This window comes from Psychrobacter sp. KCTC 72983 (assembly GCF_014280455.1).
Classification (GTDB): domain Bacteria; phylum Pseudomonadota; class Gammaproteobacteria; order Pseudomonadales; family Moraxellaceae; genus Psychrobacter; species Psychrobacter pacificensis.
In genome coordinates this window covers 1825331-1846120 of record NZ_CP060390.1, presented here as the reverse complement: position 1 = coordinate 1846120, position 20790 = coordinate 1825331, and the positions used below count along the sequence as shown (strand labels likewise).

The 20790-nt window shown below is 43.2% G+C and carries 21 protein-coding genes; 4 read left to right on the top strand and 17 right to left on the bottom strand.

Going from position 1 to position 20790, the window contains the following annotated elements; genetic code table 11:
• Window positions 1-55: 55 nt before the first annotated feature.
• Window positions 56-700 (top strand): hypothetical protein, encoded by a 645-nt coding sequence (locus tag PSBA01_RS07920; protein ID WP_186473764.1) that lies wholly within the window; start codon window positions 56-58, stop codon window positions 698-700.
• A 140-nt stretch (window positions 701-840) separates the two neighbouring features.
• On the opposite strand, the gene PSBA01_RS07915 is transcribed toward PSBA01_RS07920, so the two are convergent.
• The 7 genes from PSBA01_RS07915 to ffh all read right to left on the bottom strand — a co-directional run bounded on the left by PSBA01_RS07915 (window position 841) and on the right by ffh (window position 7292).
• The gene (locus PSBA01_RS07915) at window positions 841-1515 is read right to left on the bottom strand and encodes a DUF4112 domain-containing protein (protein WP_058024618.1); all 675 of its coding nucleotides are present in this window, start codon (window positions 1513-1515) and stop codon (window positions 841-843) included.
• Window positions 1508-2425 (bottom strand): 4-hydroxybenzoate octaprenyltransferase, encoded by a 918-nt coding sequence (gene ubiA, locus PSBA01_RS07910; protein WP_075107205.1) that lies wholly within the window; start codon window positions 2423-2425, stop codon window positions 1508-1510. Before ubiA ends, PSBA01_RS07915 begins: the two co-directional genes overlap by 8 nt.
• Before the next feature lie 106 nt (window positions 2426-2531).
• Entirely contained in the window at window positions 2532-2771 is a 240-nt protein-coding gene (locus PSBA01_RS07905; RefSeq protein ID WP_186473763.1) for a hypothetical protein, read from the bottom strand.
• Window positions 2772-2888: 117 nt separating this feature from the next.
• The gene (locus tag PSBA01_RS07900; RefSeq protein ID WP_186473762.1) at window positions 2889-3788 is read right to left on the bottom strand and encodes a class I SAM-dependent methyltransferase; all 900 of its coding nucleotides are present in this window, start codon (window positions 3786-3788) and stop codon (window positions 2889-2891) included.
• 67 nt (window positions 3789-3855) lie between these two features.
• On the bottom strand, window positions 3856-4698 hold the full coding sequence (locus PSBA01_RS07895) for an undecaprenyl-diphosphate phosphatase (protein WP_186473761.1): 843 nt from the start codon (window positions 4696-4698) through the stop codon (window positions 3856-3858).
• 85 nt (window positions 4699-4783) lie between these two features.
• Window positions 4784-5485 carry a tRNA (adenosine(37)-N6)-threonylcarbamoyltransferase complex dimerization subunit type 1 TsaB gene (gene tsaB, locus PSBA01_RS07890; protein ID WP_186475485.1) on the bottom strand — a complete coding sequence of 234 codons (702 nt, stop codon included), beginning with the start codon at window positions 5483-5485 and terminating at the stop codon, window positions 4784-4786.
• A 268-nt stretch (window positions 5486-5753) separates the two neighbouring features.
• Window positions 5754-7292, bottom strand: a complete 1539-nt coding sequence (ffh, locus tag PSBA01_RS07885) for a signal recognition particle protein (protein WP_186473759.1) — start codon at window positions 7290-7292, stop codon at window positions 5754-5756.
• Window positions 7293-7744: 452 nt separating this feature from the next.
• Here ffh and PSBA01_RS07880 point away from each other — a divergent pair, with 452 nt between their 5' ends.
• Complete coding sequence (locus PSBA01_RS07880) at window positions 7745-8509, top strand: cytochrome C assembly family protein (protein WP_102091933.1); 765 nt, start codon at window positions 7745-7747, stop codon at window positions 8507-8509.
• An 85-nt stretch (window positions 8510-8594) separates the two neighbouring features.
• On the opposite strand, the gene purU is transcribed toward PSBA01_RS07880, so the two are convergent.
• Together purU and PSBA01_RS07870 are read right to left on the bottom strand one after the other, a co-directional pair.
• Complete coding sequence (gene purU, locus PSBA01_RS07875; protein WP_228724539.1) at window positions 8595-9515, bottom strand: formyltetrahydrofolate deformylase; 921 nt, start codon at window positions 9513-9515, stop codon at window positions 8595-8597.
• Between the two features lie 208 nt (window positions 9516-9723).
• Entirely contained in the window at window positions 9724-11964 is a 2241-nt protein-coding gene (locus PSBA01_RS07870) for an Ig-like domain-containing protein (RefSeq protein ID WP_186473757.1), read from the bottom strand.
• 483 nt (window positions 11965-12447) lie between these two features.
• Between PSBA01_RS07870 and rpmB the strand changes: the two genes are divergently transcribed.
• Complete coding sequence (gene rpmB / locus PSBA01_RS07865; protein ID WP_057761372.1) at window positions 12448-12684, top strand: 50S ribosomal protein L28; 237 nt, start codon at window positions 12448-12450, stop codon at window positions 12682-12684.
• A 128-nt stretch (window positions 12685-12812) separates the two neighbouring features.
• Complete coding sequence (rpmG, locus tag PSBA01_RS07860) at window positions 12813-12968, top strand: 50S ribosomal protein L33 (protein WP_010201403.1); 156 nt, start codon at window positions 12813-12815, stop codon at window positions 12966-12968.
• Window positions 12969-13078: 110 nt separating this feature from the next.
• Here the strand turns inward: rpmG and PSBA01_RS07855 are convergent, their stop codons facing one another.
• The 8 genes from PSBA01_RS07855 to htpG form a co-directional block, all read right to left on the bottom strand.
• Window positions 13079-13390: a hypothetical protein gene (locus tag PSBA01_RS07855; RefSeq protein WP_071003085.1), complete on the bottom strand. Its 312-nt coding sequence runs from the start codon at window positions 13388-13390 to the stop codon at window positions 13079-13081.
• A 218-nt stretch (window positions 13391-13608) separates the two neighbouring features.
• Window positions 13609-13920 (bottom strand): hypothetical protein, encoded by a 312-nt coding sequence (locus PSBA01_RS07850; protein ID WP_058024609.1) that lies wholly within the window; start codon window positions 13918-13920, stop codon window positions 13609-13611.
• A 106-nt stretch (window positions 13921-14026) separates the two neighbouring features.
• On the bottom strand, window positions 14027-14356 hold the full coding sequence (locus tag PSBA01_RS07845) for a hypothetical protein (RefSeq protein ID WP_186475483.1): 330 nt from the start codon (window positions 14354-14356) through the stop codon (window positions 14027-14029).
• A gap of 156 nt (window positions 14357-14512) precedes the next feature.
• Window positions 14513-15202 (bottom strand): ribulose-phosphate 3-epimerase, encoded by a 690-nt coding sequence (gene rpe, locus PSBA01_RS07840; protein WP_186473755.1) that lies wholly within the window; start codon window positions 15200-15202, stop codon window positions 14513-14515.
• A gap of 113 nt (window positions 15203-15315) precedes the next feature.
• Window positions 15316-15528, bottom strand: a complete 213-nt coding sequence (locus PSBA01_RS13425) for a TIGR03643 family protein (protein ID WP_323970244.1) — start codon at window positions 15526-15528, stop codon at window positions 15316-15318.
• A gap of 295 nt (window positions 15529-15823) precedes the next feature.
• Window positions 15824-16714 carry an S-formylglutathione hydrolase gene (gene fghA / locus PSBA01_RS07830; RefSeq protein WP_186473751.1) on the bottom strand — a complete coding sequence of 297 codons (891 nt, stop codon included), beginning with the start codon at window positions 16712-16714 and terminating at the stop codon, window positions 15824-15826.
• Between the two features lie 98 nt (window positions 16715-16812).
• On the bottom strand, window positions 16813-18294 hold the full coding sequence (locus tag PSBA01_RS07825) for a C13 family peptidase (protein WP_186473749.1): 1482 nt from the start codon (window positions 18292-18294) through the stop codon (window positions 16813-16815).
• A 317-nt stretch (window positions 18295-18611) separates the two neighbouring features.
• Window positions 18612-20573 (bottom strand): molecular chaperone HtpG, encoded by a 1962-nt coding sequence (gene htpG, locus PSBA01_RS07820; protein ID WP_186473747.1) that lies wholly within the window; start codon window positions 20571-20573, stop codon window positions 18612-18614.
• Window positions 20574-20790: the final 217 nt, after the last annotated feature.

Here is a 20790-nt window from a genome sequence, read left to right as displayed (position 1 = left end):
GACCCTTGCAAATTGCCACATTGATATAGCGCGCTATTAACGGATAAACCTGACTATGAAAACCTTTTTACCAAAACGGCTCAGCTTTTTGAACGCTAACACTTACTGCCTCAGTGCACCTGCTATTTTTTTGAGTGTGTTTTTGCTGACTGCCTGTCAAGAAACGCCAGAACCCGAAGAATCTGCCGAAACACCATCTGAAACGTCAACACAGACAACGCCAGTAACGACAAATATCAATGTCAATGAAGCGGCGGATGACAGTATAGAGGAGGTACCGAACTTAGCGCAGACTGCTACTGATTCAGAGCGCGATGTGAGCTTGACTGAACTGGAACAAGACCTTGGAGGCACTGTCGCTGCACCAAGTAATACTGCTACATCGCCCAATCCAGAACAGGCCATTAAAGGCGCACAAATCACTGATGTCCGTTACAAAAGTGAAGCAGGCGACACCTTATCGGTCGTTTTTGAAACGTCAGCTGCAGGGTTGCTCAATGCCATCGTCACTCGACCCAACCAGCCAAAAATGACGCTCAGCGCACCAGAAGGACAAGGTAACAACCCCACTTATCGCTCAGCTGACGGTAACGTCCAACTGGTGAGTCATGCAGGTGGCGGCACCATTGATCTTATCCAAAACAATACCGTCACTAGCTTTGATGCAGTCAGTGCTGAAGCAGAAGTCGTCACTGAATAAGTGCTAATTGTATCCTTTTTGAAAGTCTTATCTTAAATAATCAAGAAGCGGCAAACGTTACTATCGTTGCCGCTTTTTTATCTCTATTTACTGGTCTCTACTCACTCGTATTTACTTAACTTTCTGGTAGATGATTTTATTTATCCAAACCCAGTTGATTGACCAAAAAGTCCGACCAACCAACTTATGGCCGTCCATATCCCCCAACCAACAAATACAATCACGATGAGTCCCAACATGTCAGGGATATGCAAGTATAGCCAAGCCACTATTGGATTTCGCCAAAAAGCACCAAAGCGGCTTTGCTGCTTGTCTTCTAGTGATTGATGTAAAAAAGGCCGATCCATATGCATGGTTTCAGTGATGCCATACTCCTGATGCAAATGCTCGTGTACGATACCCAATGTCTTGCGGCTAGGACGAATAAAAATATCTAGCAATGTTCCAATGCCCGGCACAATACCGACCACCATATCAATCAGCGCCAGTCTGACCGCAGGTGTCATTTTATCGGCAGGAACACCCAGCTGACGACCCAATATAAAAGCATAGCTGGTTAGTATCAGTCCTGCGACATCCCCTGCGAGAGGAATGGTAGAGAGCACCGTATCGGCACCCATGCCTTGCTTGGTAAAAGGCACGCGGACAAGAGAATCCATTGTATTAGCAAACTTTGCCAGTTTACGCTCAGTGGCAATGACTTGCTCGCGTGTCAGTCCCTGCTCAGCAAGTTTTGCCTGATAATCGACGACTGAGCCATTTGTATCAGAGGATTTCTTTGCTTTAAATCTCGGCAACTTCTTAAATTTATCCATTTAGAGTCGTCCATATACAAGCAATTGCAACGAGGGCAAAAACATAGCGTCCTACCCAGATATTGGCTAAGAACGCCTGAAAGCAAGCCTGCGCATTGCGACTGGCACAAGCGCTGTTTTGTTTGGCAAACATCATCGCCACCAATGCCAATCCGAATACGGGTGTCACGCCTAGCGTTGTTGGGGCAAAGTAATGCCACATAGCCGCGCCCATCATCAGCAAAAATAGCATTTGCAGGATTGAGATAATAATCACATCATAGCGCCCAAATAATATCGCCGTTGATTTGACCCCAATCTTGAGATCATCCGCGCGGTCAGCCATTGCGTACTGCGTGTCATAGGCCACCGTCCAGCACATATAAGCAAAGAATAATAGCCAGCACCAAATATCGGGAGCGCCCTGCACCGCCACATAAGACATCGGTATGGCCCAGCCAAACGCCGCTGCCAAAAATACTTGTGGCAGATGGGTATAGCGTTTCATAAAGGGGTAAATAAAGGCCAATACAACAGCACCCAATGACCAATAAAATACGGCAACGGGTAAGAAAAACAGCAAACTGGCACTGAGTAATACCAGTACCAAAAATGCAGCAATGGCTTCTTTGCCAGATAGACGTCCATCTGCTAATGGACGACCTTTGGTGCGAGTCACATAACCATCTACTTTACGATCCGCAAAATCATTAATCGCACAACCAGCGGCGCGCATAAATATCGCACCGAGGGCAAATATCGCAAATATCTTGAGCGTTGGCAGACCTGCTGTAACTCCTTGCTGCTGGGCTTGACCCATGGCAGCTAACAGTACGCCCCATAATGTCGGCCATAGTAGCAGCTCAATACCCACTGGTTTATCAAAACGCGTGAGCTGGATATAGGCTTGTAGTTTGTCTTTGAATGTCATGGCTTCTTATTATCGTCAATAAAGAGTGTTATATGCTTTTTTGCTAGGGCGTGTCGCTATTTTAAAAATGGTGATAAACGTTTGAATTAGCGACACGCCCTAATCGTTAGATTTGTTGCCATAAGTTATTCGCCTCAATTAGAGACAATTCAGGATACTGTTTACGTAACGCTTTAATCGCAGGGATTTTATCTTTGTGTTCTGCTTGTTGCCGCAAAAATGCCAATTGCTCTTGTGGACTGCTCAATTCCTTTAAACGTGCTTCAAGCCGAAGAATCCGAGTGCGCAGCATGATATTGACCAACAATAAGCCTGCACCCATGACCCAAATGATTAGCGTTGACATTTCCTGCTCCTGAATACATGTATTCTAAATACTCAAGTCAATGGATTGCGTATATCTATACTTATCCACTTATTTATCACAAACAGTGGCTATGAAATAATCCTCAAAAAACCGATGTCAGGCAAAATACCCATCAAAGCGCACGGCTTCATTATGCCAGCTTTCGCTAGCAGGCTCATCGGCAAGTAGTGGCGCAAATTGTGGCCGCTTGACGATCACGCGGCTTTGTCCTTGCGCGCTTCGACTCACAATTGCCTTAGCACTATTTAGCAGTTGGTGCTCTTCATCTAGCGTTGGTGGGCGAGCCAATTGATGCAAGGCCTGCATGTGCTTACCAACTTTTGCGCCTTTGCCTGTCTTATTGTCTTGATAGCTATCCTCTGGAAACATGGGATCTAAATACACCACATAGACTGTATTGCCATCATTCGATATATCGTCAGCTTTTAGGCTCGCAAAATAACTCAGTGCATCAGTATTGATAATATGTAGGCGACTCATGAGCTTTTGCCAATTAGACTGCGCACTCATACGCTGCTGCTCTGCAAGTAACAGCAACGCCATTAGCGGCTGCTGCTCAAGCATAATGACTTGTGCGCCAGTACTGGCCAATATCAAACTATCATGGCCAAAGCCGGCCGTGGCATCGATAACACGGCTATCTGCGGTAATCTTTGCTGCTTGCAGTAATAGCTCCGACTTACGACCAGCACTCACCACGCGGCGTTGCAATTTATCCCACTCTGGTGACACGCTCAGTCCATCACTAAGCCACGATAGCTTATCTTTTTCATCAAGCAGCAAAATAAGTTGAGAGGATGTTTGGCTCAGTTGCTGGCGACGTTTTTGTGTTAATTTCTCCGTGGAGAGCTCAGTCTTTAAGACGATGGGTAATTTATGCTCAGCTATCAATGATTGTAGGCGCTCAATCTGAGCTTGTTGGTTGTCATTCACATAGAACAGTTGGCACTGTACAAGGTCACCTGACTTATTATCTGTGTGATGCAGCGCTGTCATAACCATCATCCTTTTTACTTATAACTGCTTACTTTTTACCTATAGCATTACAAGCCATCGTACAAATCTAGCCCGCCATTTGGTAACCAAAGCCCCAAGCCGCGACCAACACGATAACACCCGTGATAATGCGTAACCAAGCAAAAATGGTAAAGTCACGGCGACTCACCCATGCTACCAGTAAGCGAATACAGAGTAGCGCCACGACAAACGACACGATGGTTCCAACACCTAATACCAACCAGTCTTCACGATTGCTCAGTACATCGCCGTGTTTGAGCAGATCTAATAATGCCGCGCCTACAATGACAGGAATACCCAAAAAGAATGAGAACTCAGCAGATGCCTTACGTGAGACCCCAAGCCATAGCGACCCAATAATAGTGGCTCCCGAACGCGACGTCCCTGGTATCAAAGCCAAACATTGAAACAGACCAATCATTAAGGCCGTTTTTATACTGACATCTTCTGCTTCTTCTGCAATGATGGTTTTAGGGCGCTTTTCCACATAGAATATGAGCAGACCGCCGATGATGAGCATAATGGCAACGACAATAGGATTGAATAAATACGCTTTGATTTCATCAGCAAAGGTAAAGCCAACAATCATCACAGGAATGGTCGCGACAATGAGACTGAGTCCCAGCTGCCTAGGATTGGTCATGCCGTCCGCTTTGCCTGTGATTAACCCCATCAGTGCTTGCCACAGTCTGCCCCAATAGTCGTATATCACCGCCAAAATAGCACCAAGCTGTACAACAACCACAAACAAATCGACTTTTTCTTTGGTCCAAAATCCCATCACATCGGCTGATAAAATCAAATACCCCGTGCTGGAGATGGGCAAAAACTCTGTGATACCTTCCACGATACCCATGATGACAGCTTGAACGAATAACAGTATATCCACAATGACTTTCCTAAAAACAGGCCGATTGGCTGTCCTGTGTTGACGTTGGTTTTATATTGATTAGTGCTTAAAAAATATGCAATAGTTATGACTTACCTTGCTCTTTAAGTGTTTTCCAAGCTTGGTTACGTAGATATTTTGGTAGCGCTTGCGCCGCCTCCGTACCACCATCGTTTGCAAATTGGGCAACACCAAGCTGCCCGATGATAACAGCGTCTGGCCAAACGTCTTCATGGCACACTTGCTGATCATGTCGTGCTAATAGCATCGCGCCATTCCCCGCGATAGGGAGATTCAGTGCTGTTTGGCTATCATAATCCAATAGCTGCTCAGTGCTATCACTGCCATAAGCCCATACTGGCTGCATGATGCTATAACCTAACTGCTCGTCAACTATCAACTCGTACTGTCCAAAATAAACTTGCTGCATACGAGCATCAAGGGCGCTGTATAGGTGTGTCAGGCCGTACTGCTGATACGCAGATTGTGCAATCGCTTGTAGGCTAGAGACACCAACACAAGGCAAGTCATGCGCGACAGACAACGCTTGCACCACTGCCGTGTTGATACGAATACCGCTAAACGCACCCGGTCCGCGATTAAATATTAAAGCCTGTATATCAGCAAGACGTAGCTGCGCCTCAGATAGTGCAGCATCAATCATCGGTAAGATCTGCTGAGTTTGCTGGCGTTTACCTGTTTCGGTATGGTTCGACAGTACCTGTCCGCTCGAATCTAAAATCGCGATCGAACACTGATCGAACACGGTATCCATTGCTAAAAACATCACAACCTCGGCTTTTACTTTTGGCGTTCTAAATGGGTTTGTCAGATTTTAATAATTTTTAATAGCCATTTATTATTTATGTACTATCAAAATTTAGACAGAATGAAACAGCGCCTATCATAGCATTTAGGCTAAATGAATTTTATCAATTTCTACGCTTTTCCACACTTTATTCATCTGTACTTATTCATAGCTAACCATAAAAAACCCTAAAGCTTAGGTAGCTTTAGGGCCTATATAAAATACTTTCAGTATACATCACGATGGCTTAGAAGCGTGTTTTAAACTTCTTTGGCGCTTGGTTTTGCATTTCTTGCATCTGCTTTTGCATCTCTTCGGTGCTCGGCATATTGTTCGGATCCAGTCCCATTTGCTTGGCCATTTGTTCTGGATTCACGTCTTTAGCGCCTGGTTGACCGCCGCCAAACAATGGGCCGCCACCGCCTGCGCTGCTACCACCCATGAGGCCTTGCATAGACTTCATCATTTTACTGATGCCTTCAGGCTTTGAGATCATTTTCATCATTTTTGCCATTTGCTTGTGCTGCTTGAGCAAACGGTTAACATCTTGAATCTCACGACCTGAGCCTGCAGCGATACGGCGCTTACGACTTGGATTAATCTTATCAGGGTTTTTGCGCTCAAATGGCGTCATTGAATTAATCAACGCCTCCATCTCACGTACTTTTTCTTCTGGCTTGGCATCTTCGACGGCTTTTTGCATGTCTGAGCCGCTCATACCTGGCATCTTATCTAAGAAGCCTGCCATACCGCCCATACTTTTCATCTGCTGGAACTGGGTTAATAGATCCTCAAGGTCGAAATCACCGCCTTTTTGCATCTTTTTCGCCATTTTTTCGGCTTTATCACGGTCGATTTTCTGCTCAACTTCTTCGACCAAACTCAGTACGTCGCCCATACCAAGGATACGCTGCGCGATACGCTCAGGATGGAATAATTCGAGCTCGTCAAGTTTCTCACCGCGACCCAAGAACTTAATTGGCTTGCCGGTGATAGCACGTACAGACAGCGCCGCACCGCCTCGTGCATCGCCGTCAGTCTTAGTTAAGATAACACCCGTCAATGGCAACGCATCATTAAAGGCTTTTGCGGTATTGGCGGCATCTTGACCCGTCATTGCATCGACGACGAATAGTGTCTCAGAGGGATTGACCGCCGCCGTTAGGGCCTTAATCTCATCCATCATGGTATCGTCGATATGTAGACGACCTGCCGTATCAATGATAAGGATATCTTGATACTGGATTTTGGCCTCTTCAATCGCACGCTTTGCGATATCGATTGGATTTTCATCCGTGCTTGAGTTCACAAACTTGGCATTTACCTGACCGGCGACTTGCTCAAGCTGTTTGATCGCCGCTGGACGGTAGACGTCGGCCGATACCAGCATGACTTTTTTCTTTTGACGCTCTTGTAGATATTTGGCCAATTTACCAGCTGTGGTCGTTTTACCCGCACCTTGCAAACCTGCTAGCAAATAGACCACAGGCGGTTTACCTGTCATCTCTAACTGCTGATTGGCACTGCCCATCATTTCGGTCAGCTCGTCGTGTACGATTTTGACAAAGGCTTGACCTGGCGCTAGCTCTTTTAGCACTTCAGCACCAAGCGCTTGCTCTTTGACGCGTTTGACAAAGTCGCGGGTTACAGGTAGTGCTACATCGGCTTCTAACAACGCCATACGCACTTCACGTAGCGTGTCTTTGATATTGTCTTCGGTCAACTGTCCGGTACCGACGATGTTACGTAGGCTCGACGATAAGCGTTCTGTTAAGGTATCAAACATAAATAACTCTCAATTAAAATGGTTTTCAATTAAATAATACGCAATTAAAATAACTCTAAATCAAACCATTAAAATGGTTCATAAATAATATTAGGATACGCTATAAGATATTAGGATATTGCATGACAAGGGACATGATAAAAGAATTATATTATCAATACTATAGCATTAACATGGCTCAAAACTTATAGTCGTTTCGCAAAGGACACAGCGCTTATAATTGTAGTTAACTTTTTACAGATGACATATTTTATGTTTTGCGCTATGTAGCACTGCCGATCATTTATAAGTTATAAGCAAGATGGTGCTCAATTGGCACCCATTTTATGATAAATTGGACGATTATTCTAATCATTCTGATAATACCACTTTAGCGACACATTGAGCGGCAGTTTATGCTCAGTATAAGATGAGGCTTTTTATCTGTGCACTTTGCATTCTTACTTGCTAGCATGGCTTATATCTTAGTCAGTATCCATATTGGTTGGGCGCTGGTTCAGGACAAACCTATCCACAAAAGCCTCAGTTTGGGCTTATTGCTGGTTGGCATGGCTGCACATGCGGCACTGCTATATCCATACGTTGTGACGCTGTATGGTTTAAATTTCAACTTATTCAATATAATCAGTTTGACCAGTTTATTTTTCTTATTCTTTTACCTGTTGTTCTGTTTATACCGCCCTATTCTTAGTCTTGGCATTTTGGCTGCACCCACTGCGCTAATAGGTATGACTGTCGGCTATGTCGGCCGTGCCCCTTATCAACCACTAACTGATGTCAGTATTGGGCTTGAAATTCATATCATATTATCATTAGCTGCCTATTGTGTGCTGTTGATGGCGGCGGTACAAGCGCTATTTCTACGTCTACAAATACGTGAGCTCAAGCATCATACCATTCACCGCTTTTGGGTCAATAAGCTACCCTCCCTGCAAAGTATGGAGAGTTTATTATTCGATATGCTGTTGGTGGGCTTTGTATTGCTCAGTATCGCACTGGGGATTGGGTTTATCTATGTGCAAGACTTGATGGCGCAGCATATCGTGCATAAGACTGTTTTTAGTCTACTGTCGTGGTTATTATTTGGTGTACTACTATTCGGTAACTGGCGTGCAGGCTGGCGAGGCAAACGTGCAGCCAACATCACTATTTATGCTTTTATCCTATTAGCCATTGGCTTTGTTGGTAGCAAGTTCGTCTTAGAAATGCTCCTATAAAATATATGTTCAAAAAAAGGCGGTCAGCAACAATAGTTACGGACCGCCTTTTTTATATTTTTAGCCGACTCACTACTAATTTTTCTTAGTTAAATACGACTGTCTTATTACCCGCCACAATCACACGGTTTTGCACATGCCAGTTTACGGCACGTGCTAATACGTTGCGTTCGATATCACGGCCGATAGCACGCAATTCTGTCACCCCTTGGCGATGTGTTACACGGTGTACGTCTTGCTCAATGATAGGCCCTTGATCAAGCTCAGCAGTCACATAGTGCGCTGTTGCGCCAATCAGCTTGACGCCTTTATCGTAAGCTTGACGATAAGGATCTGCACCCACAAACGCAGGTAAGAATGAATGATGAATATTGATAATCTGCATTGGCCAACGTTTGACGAAATCTGATGACAATATCTGCATATAGCGCGCCAATACTAACAAGTCGTTACCTGCCATCAACTTATGAATCTGCTCTTCTGCCTCTGCCTTATTGTCTTTGGTCACTGGCACATGATGGAAAGTAATGCCAAAATTCTGTACTGCTTGCTGTAAATCAGGATGGTTGCTGACCACGCAAGTAATCTCGCAATCGAGCAGTCCACGCTGATGTCGCCATAATAAATCTAACAACGCATGATCAAACTTAGATACCAAAATACCCACTTTGGTCTTCGTTGCATTGTTATGTAGACGCCAATCCATATCATGACGCTTAGCAACCGTATGCGCAAAGCTGGCCTCAAAATTCTCGATAATATCGCTTAATCCTGCCAAGGCAAACTCTAAACGCATAAAATATTGACCGCCTTCATGCGCCGTTGAATACTGATCAAGCGTAATGATATTAGCGCCATAACGATGAATGAATTCAGAGACTGCCTGTACGATACCTGCCTGATCTTTGCATTTGATTAGAAGTGTCGCTGTATCAATAGTGCTAGGAAGCTGTTTGCTCTGAGAAGCTATGGTCGATAATAAAACCGTTTTAGTGTTGTCTGACATAATTCGCCCAATATAAAAAATGATGACTTATCGCTGAAAAATTGCTGACAGCATAGTAAACCGGTTATTTTAATCTTTTTTGCGATGCTTTGCTGAGCGAGTTGGTTGTTTTTGGTTATTTAAGGTGATTTGGCTTTTTTAAAGGATAAACTAAAAACCCCCAACGTAGGGTTGGGGGTTTTGATTAAGCAATAGTTAGTAAATGATATTACTCAATAACGATTGTTTTCACAGTGGTATTCGCAGATGGAGAAGGTGTTACTACTGTTACTTCTATTTGATCGTTAAGTCGGCAGCTATTATAAATAAGCGTATATAGTACGTCTTTATCTCGGACTTTACTATCCCCTAGACTAATAACCTTAGGAACCGTTTTATTTCCTGAAATAATCTCTGCTTCACAAGTTACATTTGTATCAACCACTGACAGTGAGGATCCTGCTGGCAGATCAGTCCTTTCAGAACCCGTACCATTTGACCCTATGTCAACATTCACTGATGTTGAACCTGATTGAACAATAGCGGTGGTGTTCGGCTCAGCTTTAGATACTTGGATTCTACCGCTCACTAGCTTAGCGACAGGAGTATAGTTAGTCTTATCTTTCGCTGTAACGTCAATAGTAGTACCTGATGGCATACTTACAGTTAAAGCACTATTACCATATATCTTAAAGTTTCGAGTAATAGGTTTTTTAGGACTTTCTAATGAGTTAGCAGGTAAACTATTTGATAAACCATCAAATACAGGATTGTTTGAAGCTAACCCTAATACAAATTGGTAACGTAACGTAGCAGCTAAACCGTTATCACAAGTACCATCAATATTGGGCTGAAATAATGAAGATGGAGCACAAGTAGCGCCTGATAAGAATCTTCTGTATATGAACTCCCCTAAGTTTCTATCATACTGATTATTTTCGTTGTCATCGCGGAAAAAATCACCAATATTATGAGTCAATATATCGCCAACACTAAACTTATTATCTCCGTCCATATCAGTATAATCTTTATCTCCCTCTACATAAGCAATCACCGTAGCTCGATTGTCTGTAGGGCGCGGATTTTGTGTAGTAAACTCAACGTCACAAATTCCTTTAGATGTTGTGCAGTTTGGCGTTACTCTGCCGCCTTCACTAACAAAACTCACTACTGTACCATCAGGTACAGGGTTACCTACTCTATCAACTAGACGTGCTGTGATAGTAGAGCTATCACCATCAACATCAAAAGCTAGAACATTTTTAGTCATTGAAATACTAAAGCCATTTTGGGTTGCACGACCTGTAGCCACAGAAACATCTTTTGATAGAGCAGTTATATTAGTCAAGTTACCATTTCGTAATTTTAAAGTGGCTTTTATCTCTACAGGTCCAGGCTTAACACCAGGATATAGATCTACTACTACCTTACCTTGCGAATCACTTGTTAACGGCTTCGGAGCTTTATTATTTAATGTCACAAAGCTGAAGTCTTCAGGTGCGAAATTCTTGCTTATCTCAACCTGTTGGTTTGCCGCAGGTCTACCATTAGCATACACGGTAAATTCTATCTGTCCTGAGTTTGATGACCCACTATTACTAGCACCTAACTGTACTTTTTCAGTAGTCGTATAGACAACAGAGTTCGCTTCGACACCAGCGATATTAACAGTCATTGTTTGTTTATTTGCTGGATTATTAGCTGGGGTAGCTGTAACAGTCTGTTGACCTGCACATAAGTTCCCATTAGCATCAATAGCAGTATAAGTCGTCGTTACATCACCTTGGTTACTAGAGACCACACTGCTTGTATCAAAACTACCACAACTGGTGTCAAAATTTACAGTTATATCATTTTGAAAAACATTATTAGCGGCGTCTTTTGTTTTTAGCATGATGTTCGTTTTGCCACCTGAGGGCAAGGTATCATTCGATAATGCAAAATCTGTTAATAATACTTCTATAGACTGTAATGAGAAGTTATAACCTGGGGTGGTTTTGGTCAAATTGTTATAATTAACGGTCGCACTTAACTGATAACTACCTGTATTTGTGTTATCTGCAGGTTTGATAGATATAGACGCTTCGCCATTTTCATTAGTTAAAACAGTACTGTTACTATTACCGAAAATAACGCCTTCAGATTGAAAAGATACCAAAGCATTACTTACAGGCTCCCCTGCACTGTCTGTTACTGTTACTTTTGCACTTGCACCAGCTGAAGTAACAGTACGAGTAATGTTGCCATTACTATCCGTTAAGTTTATAGGAGTAATTTTAATGTCACTTACTGTTGGGCCTGTCCCGTTGTCACCGTCAGTACTACCCCCCGTACCTGGCTGTTGCGTACCCAAATCAGGCGCCGGTGCAACCGTATCCGTGCCCCCACCACCACAACCCGCCAAGGCCAATGATAAGGTTAGCGCTGTCAGTTGAAACAATTTAGAAGTAGGTAGCAAATGATGTGACATGTTTTTGACTCCGCATGAGCAGTGATTTATGAAGCAAAAAGGCAGAAAACCATTACCCAGCATTAAACAAGAATGGTAATGATACGTAGATTTACACTAATACTAGCGTATTAACGGATTGTATTAAATATATAACAGCAACTTTACTGACTTTTGTTATAACTTACAACCAAAAATTAATCTTTACCATTAAACAATCAACAACATAGCACGCTCATTTCAGGTATAATATCCCTCCTTTAAACCAACAACTATCATAAAAATATTTGAGTATTCGTCTGTTTTATGGTATAAATGTCGGCTTTAAAATTTTCTGAATTGGTCAGCCTGTTATTTGCCTTTAGATAGCAGCAAAACCAGCTCAACCTTCATATAGTTTTGTTTGGTGCAAAGCTGCCGCTTGCTGTGTCCATGCCGCAAAAACGTGCAACTTGCCCAGACTGGTATGAGAAAAACTCATACCTCATAGATTAGGAGTTCGCCATGTCTCGAGTTTGCCAAGTGACTGGAAAGCGCCCTATGGTGGGTAATAATGTTTCGCATGCAAACAACAAAACCCGTCGTCGCTTTCTACCAAACCTTCACAACCATCGTTTTTGGGTAGAGTCTGAAAACCGCTTTGTACGTCTACGTGTGTCTACCAAAGGTATGCGCATCATTGACAAACTTGGTATCGATAAAGTGTTAGCGGATCTACGCGCACAAGGTCAAAAAGTTTAAGTTAAAAATAGCAGCTGAGTGATGACTCTCATTATTTAGGCTGCTGTTTTGCTACATTATAGGTAGCGACTTACTCTTCTAGACACGTACCTATCGTTTGAAGACCCCTCATTTACAGGAAAGCTATCATGAGAGATAAAATTAAATTAGTATCAACAGCTGGTACTGGGTATTACTACACCACTACTAAAAACAAGCGCACTATGCCTGGCAAAATGGAAATCAAAAAGTTTGATCCAAAAGTACGCCAGCATGTGATCTTTAAAGAAGCTAAAATCAAATAATCTTCATTTTATAAATGGTATTATTTGAACAAAAAAAAGGGTTTATCCATTGATAAACCCTTTTTTTATGCTTGTATATTTAGCTATCTTCAGCTCACTAATAAACTAGATCAACTGTAGTGCGTTGGTTCTTTATCATATACATGCGCATGCCACTTACTCATTTGCTTTTGCATAATGACCTGAATCGCAGCATGAATCATGTGTTGACCAATCACTTGAGTGTCACTACCAAGTAGCTCTTTTAGCTTGTCAGAGAAATCAATCGTCATCAGCGGCGCTTCATCTTGCTCGGCATCACGCAACAACAATCTACCATCATCTGCTTCCACTAACTCTAAGGTGGTTTCTTTGGCGAACCCTGCAAATTGATCGCTACTTTCGTTGTCTACTTCTATATCGTTATCGATATCATATGGCATCAATATGTTCCTTATTATCCCGTTTAGTACCGGTAGAGAAACTAGTCATTGCAAAGCCGTTATTTATTGAAAACAAACGCATTCGGCAAATCTATCATCTTACAGTAACGCGGGTAAATCTGTCTTACTCATACAATGGACGCTTTAACACTAGAATTCAAGGGCTATCACATAAGTCTTCACTATAAAAAACTTGGATGCCTTGCAATAAGGACACATTAGCGCCAATAGCGCAGTTTCGCTAACGTAAATAAGAAAGCAACGAACATCCCAAGGTAATAGACCAGCTTTAGCTCAAGGGTGGGATCGCGGTATTTAAAAGGCAGGGCAACAGTCGCCGTTGCAGTCGGAAGTATCAATAACATCAGCAGCCAGTTCTCAATCACATTGAGCCAACCCTGTAAATCCGTCCCGTTGCGCAGTGAAGCGAGCCCCATCAAAAGACAAGCTATGATTAAGCTGGTAAATAAGCCATTTGGTAAATCTTTTGGATAGATAATTTTGGCAATACTGGCCGGTACAATTCGCATATAAAATTCCAGCCATGCACATAGAACATGGCTTAATGATTAAAAAGTATAAAATAGCACGTCACAATGCAAGCATAAAAAAGCACTATACTTATGGCAAAACCCTTTAACTATAAGTGCCCATCAGCCATAGCATCGATACACAAGAAGTCAAATAGCCCAAACTAATGGCATTCCAGCTCTCGATATGCAGTCCTTTAACCTTGTTGAGTATACGAGAACCTACCCAAAAAAACAGCGGAATACCTAACATGAACGCAGGCACAATGACCGCAGCATGGCGCAACACTGTTCCGACATCATCACCCACCATCAAACGAAAGCCATAACCTGCCAAGCTCAGTACCAGCGCAAATATAGCCATGCCAACCGTAATGCCTTTTGGTACCAAGCTACGTTGTGTCTCACTTTTCGGTGTCTGATCAGTATTTTTCATCGTCTCAGAAGGTTCCAATGAGTTGGTAGAATGTTTGTTGTCCATGATTCACCTTTACATGACTGGCCACTGCGCACAATTGCAAATGATATGGCCTACTTCAATACTGTTTTTTGGTCGCCAACACCGTTTATCGATCATGTCACAATATGTAGATTAGCTATTATTGGCTAAAGCCAACTCTGCGCGCATCTCATCAATGGCCGCTTTATAGTCTTTTTGGTTGAATATCGCAGAACCCGCGACAAACATGTCAGCCCCTGCTTCAGCAATCGCACGAATGTTGCTGGCTTTGACACCGCCATCTACTTCTAATCTGATATCTCGACCACTGGTGATGATACGCTGACGTACCTGACGTATTTTGTCTAATGTGTTATCGATAAACAACTGACCACCAAAACCAGGGTTAACACTCATCAATAAAATTTGATCCACTTTATCCATCACACAATCTAGATGGTGTAATGATGTGGCAGGATTGAGTACCAAACCGCACTCTGCCCCACCATCTTTGATAAGCTGAAGAGAGCGATCAACGTGATGACTGGCTTCTGGATGAAAGGTGATGATACTCGCCCCCGCTTCCAAAAACTGCTCAATCATACTATCGACAGGTGATACCATCAAATGGACATCGATTGGCGCCTCCACCCCATAGTCACGCAATGCCTTACAAATCATGCTACCAAACGTCAAATTGGGTACGTAATGGTTGTCCATTACATCAAAATGAATCACATCAGCACCCGACTCTAGTACCTTCTCCACTTCTTCGCCCAACCGCGCGAAGTCAGCTGAGAGTATCGATGGGGCAATAAGATAAGGTTTAGCAGGACTGTTCATAATTGGGCTACCTAATTCATGTTTATATAAGATATGGATAGATTAAAAGAAAATTCTAATTGGCTCACATATGCTGCGAGCCTTTGACATATTGATACTAAATACTTAGTTGTTTAGCGCTGCTTGTATTGGGTCTTACAATAAGCACGACCAACTTCGAAAGAGCGCTTTGCCTCATGCTTGGTAGCACGGTTACTCACGCGCTTGCGCCATAAACGAAAAGATGATGGCTTTAGCTCTTGGCGCATGAGCTTGATAACCGCAGTCTCATCGAGACCATAGCTATGCTCTATCGCACCGAATGGCGTTCTGTCTTCCCATGCCATCTCTATCACGCGAGATATTTGCGTCTCATCAAGTACTCTCTCACCTGCATCGTTGACGGTTTTTGCGATATACTCTTTTGCTTTCGCTTCGGATACGTGGTCACTATCGACATCATGTTGCTTTTTTGCCAAAGCAGCGTCCATATCAGCTTGCATAGTCGCTTTTGTAGCGCTTGTATCTGCTGACTTATTCTTCGAATTAGAAGCTGTCAAGTCTTGATAACCTGCCATAAAAACTACCTTTTAAACATGAATGCAATAGCAAAAAATGTATTACGGTCATCTGAATGACCTCTTAGCTCATTTGAGCCATATGCCAATGATGTTCGATATGATCATTAATCACCGTTTGGATAAAATAATAGCTGTGGTCATGCCCCGCTTGATAGCGTAATGTTAAGGGCTGTTCAGCTTTTGCACAAGCGTCTTGTAGTTTAGAAGTCTGTAGTTGCCCTTCTGCTAAGAAATTATCAGCCGCGCCTTGGTCAACCAAAATGCTCGAATACTGCTGACCAACTTTCTCTATCATCTGTGAGGCGTCCGCTTGTACCCATAGAGACTTATCATCACCGAAGTACTCTGTATAGGCGGCTTGTCCCCAAGCAGACTCACTGGCGGCACACACTGGCGACAACGCCGATACACTGACAAACTTACTTGGGAACTTGAATCCTAGCAATAACGCGCCATGGCCACCCATCGAGTGCCCTGTAATACCAATGCTATCGATAGGAAACTCTGAGCGTAATAAGTCATATAGCTCATCAACGATGTAACTTTGCATATTGAAGTTGTCTGACCACGGTGCTTGAGTGGCATCTACGTAATAACTTGCACCTTGACCAACAAAATAGCGCTCATCATTTGGTACATCGCTGTCTTCACTACTTCTAGGCGAAGTATCAGGTGCGATAAGTATCATACCAAGCTCGCTACATTTTTGTTGGAAATGACCTTTATGCGTCACATTGTCCGCGTTACACGTCAGACCCGATAGATATAATATCGCAGGACAACGTCGTCCAGCCAAGGCCTCATCAGGTAGATAAATACTAAACGTCATAGAGGTTTTGGTAGACGTCGATTCGTGACTATAATAATGCTGCTCACCATTAAAACAGCGATTTACACTTTTTTGGGTAAGCTGTTTATGGTTAGACAAACTATGACTATAAGAATTCTGCATGAGTGATATCCTTTTTATTCAAAAAACCAACGATGGCGTTTAATAAGTACTCGTTATTTGATACTAGCATTTGCCAGTTACTAGATCATTTCTCATATTTATTCGGCAGCTGCATCTACTTCGCCTACCGATAGATTAGCAGTAGTTTCAGGTAAAGCATTGACGGTCGTAGAAGCAGTATCATTCGTAATACTTGCAACTGAAGGTCGCGCTTTATCAAACAGCACTTGCTCAAATGCAGGTAAGGCGGTTTCCATCAAACTGCCGATTACCATCTGCGGCTCTGATGGCTCAAACCCCATTGCGCTCTCACGCTCATTGACACGTATACGAGCATCCTTAAAAGCCGACTCAAAACTGGTATTTCCTCGCAAGCTTTCAGCAAAAAATGCTTGACCAAAATACGTCATCTCAGCCGTATTGGTACAACCAAAAGATGCTTTGTCAGCGGCTGATGCCGTTATCACCACTGTAGTCGGAGACGCCAGTTCATCGATGAATGAACCCGAATAACAAGCAGATACCACAATCACACGCCAGCGAATACCCGAGGCATCCAGCGCTTCACGAAGCCATGCAGCATCTAGATTGTCCATCGCGATTGGCGGATTCGCTAACTGAACGATATCCTCGTTACCATGTGAAGACAACGTCAAAAACAACACATCTTCGTCAGCATTCATCTGCTGACCGATCTTCTTTAAGCCGCGTAGGATGCTGGTTTTGGTCGCAATTGGCTCGTCCATCCAGCTATACGTATTGTTAATCAAAGACAACGAGTGCCCGCTGGTCCCAAAACGCACATCAAACAGCTCACGTACTTTATTGATCTCAGAACGAAAGACGTTTTGACCAGAGAACCCTGCCACACCCATAAAGTACCAGTCGGTTTTGCCATCGATACTTGGGTCTATACTATTTAATGCTTGCTGTAATAAACGGGGCTGCTCATATAGTGCCGCCTCTTCCAACACAGGCTCTACTGGAATTTGCTTAAATATAGGCTGGTCAGCGACATTACGCTGCCAAATCGTCAACAATGCCACGGCACCAACTAGGATAATAATTCGCTCCCACCATGGTATGCGCAGGCGACGAGAAAAAATCCATAGCAAAGCAAGCGTCTGCCATAAAAACAATACCAAAAATAGTATGGGTAAAAACGAGTAACTCCACTCAGGTAACCAGCCATAGCTACCAAAAAACTGTACCAAGCTCTGCAATAATGCAGATAAGGTATCAGCAACCAACCAAAGAACGACGGGCACAAAAACCAGTGTCTGATTGCTTGCTCGCCGTGCCAAGATAATACCACTTAATAAAATAATCATCGGCCAGATCAAATAACTGACCAAGCCTTGCTCATTGAACGTACTGCTACTTTCAGCCGCCAACCACGAAAATAGGACGTTACTACCAAGTGCCAATAAGGCAAATACAGCAAACTGTATAAAGGTGGGCTTTACCCAAGAAAACGCCCGAGTTGAACCCACCAACATCCACAAAGTTGCGATAATATTGGCAGCGAAATTAAGCGAAAAACGCTGGAGCGATACGGTTTTTAACGACGTAAGTGACAAAGACTTAGACCTCTAGCCAGTCGAGAAAAATAAAATGACCCAATGATAACTATCATGATGTCGTCGCCGCTTGATGTAATCGACTTACGATTTTTTCACGGCTGTAGACATCTATTTATATTGAATTCACGATGGAATGTTTATCGAAGATGACTAGCATTAACTAATAGTTTAGCTCGCTAATCTATCGCGATTGTAACGGATTGTCGGTCAAGAGGATAAGGATGATTTGTAAAATTCATTCAAATATGACCATAAACCTCAATAAAAAAGGAGGCCTTGCAGACAAGACCTCCTTTTACATCAATTACCAGACATTATCTCATCAATAGCTCATTAACGCGCTTTAGATAAGCGGCTGGATCCTCTAACTGCCCGCCATCTGCTAACAATGCTTGATCAAAAATGACTTGCGCCAAATCATCAAACTGCTCACTGCTCTCAAGCTTCTTAATGAGTGGATGATCAGGATTGACCTCTAGTGTTGGCTTACTTGCTGGTACATCCTGACCCATTTGCTGTAGCATCTGAATCATTTGCGGTGATAGCTCACCTTCACCAACGACTAAGCAAGCAGGGCTATCAACCAAACGCGTTGAGACTTTGACATCTTTAGCACGTTCGCCCAATGCAGCCTTTAGTTTATCAACAACAGGCTTTAAGGTTTCTTCGGCCTTCTCTGCTTCGGCTTTTTCTGCTTCATCTTGCAAATCGCCTAGATCTACGGCACCTTTGGCAATGTTTTGCAGCGGTGTGTCATCGAATGAGGTTAAGAAGTTCATTGCCCATTCGTCAACACGGCTGGTCATCAAGATAACCTCGATGCCTTTTTTCTTAAACAGCTCAAGTTGCGGGCTGTTTTTTGCTGCAGCTAGATTATCAGCCGTTAGATAATAGATAGCTTTTTGCCCATCTTTCATACGGCCTTTATAATCTTCAAAACTGGTCTCAAGGCCATCTTGGGTGCTGGTGGCATAACGCAATAGCTTAGCAATACGTTCTTTATTACCGGCGTCTTCACCCAAGCCCTCTTTGATGACATCGCCGAACTCTGCATAGAACTGGGCAAACTTTTCTTGCTTGTCACTGTCTTCGCTATTGGCAAGGCTGGCCAGCAAGGTCAAGATACGGCGGGCGTTACCATCACGAATAGATTTTACATCGCGTGACTCTTGTAATAGCTCACGGCTCACGTTCAATGGCAAGTCTGCTGAATCGATCACACCTTTCACGAAACGCAAGTACATCGGTAGCAGCTGCTCAGCCTCATCCATAATGAATACGCGCTTTACATATAGCTTTAGACCATGCTGCTGCTCGCGAGTGTATAGATCCATCGGGGCTTTTTTAGGGATATATAGTAGCTGCGTATACTGTACACGGCCCTCTACACGGTTATGCGTCCAAGTAAGCGGCCCATCCATGTCATAAGAGATATTCTTATAAAAATCGACATACTCATCATCTTCAATTTCAGAGCTTGAGCGAGTCCATAGTGCACTGGCTTTATTGATGGTTTCCCACTCATCAGTGAGCACCATTTCGCCACCAGTAGGCGTGTCATCATTTTCGTCATCTTTCACGTCTTCTTGCCAGATCTCTTTACGCATCTGAATGGGCAAGCTGATATGGTCAGAGTATTTATTGACCAAGCGCTTGATCTTGCTGCGGTCTAGGTAGTTATCTTCGCCCTCGCTATATTCTTCTTTTAGGTGCAAAGTGATCGCGGTACCGCGCGTGTCTTTGGTAATAGGCTCAACGGTAAAGCTACCAGTGCCATCTGATACCCAGCGCACGCCTTTATCAGCAGGCTCACCCGCTTTACGTGATTCAACACTGATGGTGTCAGCCACGATAAAACCTGAGTAAAAACCAACACCGAATTGACCAATTAATTGTCCGTCTTGTTTTTGTGATTCAGACAATTTGTCTAAAAACGCTTTGGTGCCTGATTTGGCGATGGTACCTAAGTTTTCGATGGCATCGGTTTCATTCATCCCAATACCGTTATCAGTAAAGGTAATAGTTTTGGCGTCTTCATCGACGGCGATACGGATTTTTAATTCGCCATCGTCTTCATAAAGGCTATCATCATTGGTGGCTTCAAAGCGCAGCTTATCGCAAGCATCCGACGCGTTAGAGACGAGCTCACGGACAAAAATATCAGCGTTAGAATATAGTGAATGGGTCACCAAGTGCAGTAGCTGGGCGACTTCTGCTTCAAACGTATGTTTTTTTAATTCTGGATTCAGACCTTCAGCTTGAGTTGCTTCACTCATAAAAACTCCTTTAAATTCTATGAAAGACCTATTATCAGATAACGATATACTCACTAAGGCCGCTCTCATAATGTTAGAGACCCTGCCGTATGTGATACCGTTAAACTGTCTATACTAATAGGGTCATTGAGAAAAAATTCAAGCTCAAAAAAAGCCCTATTCAATAAAAAACACCGCGCTTGTTTATCAAGGCGGCGTTCTGGTATCAGTCATTTTT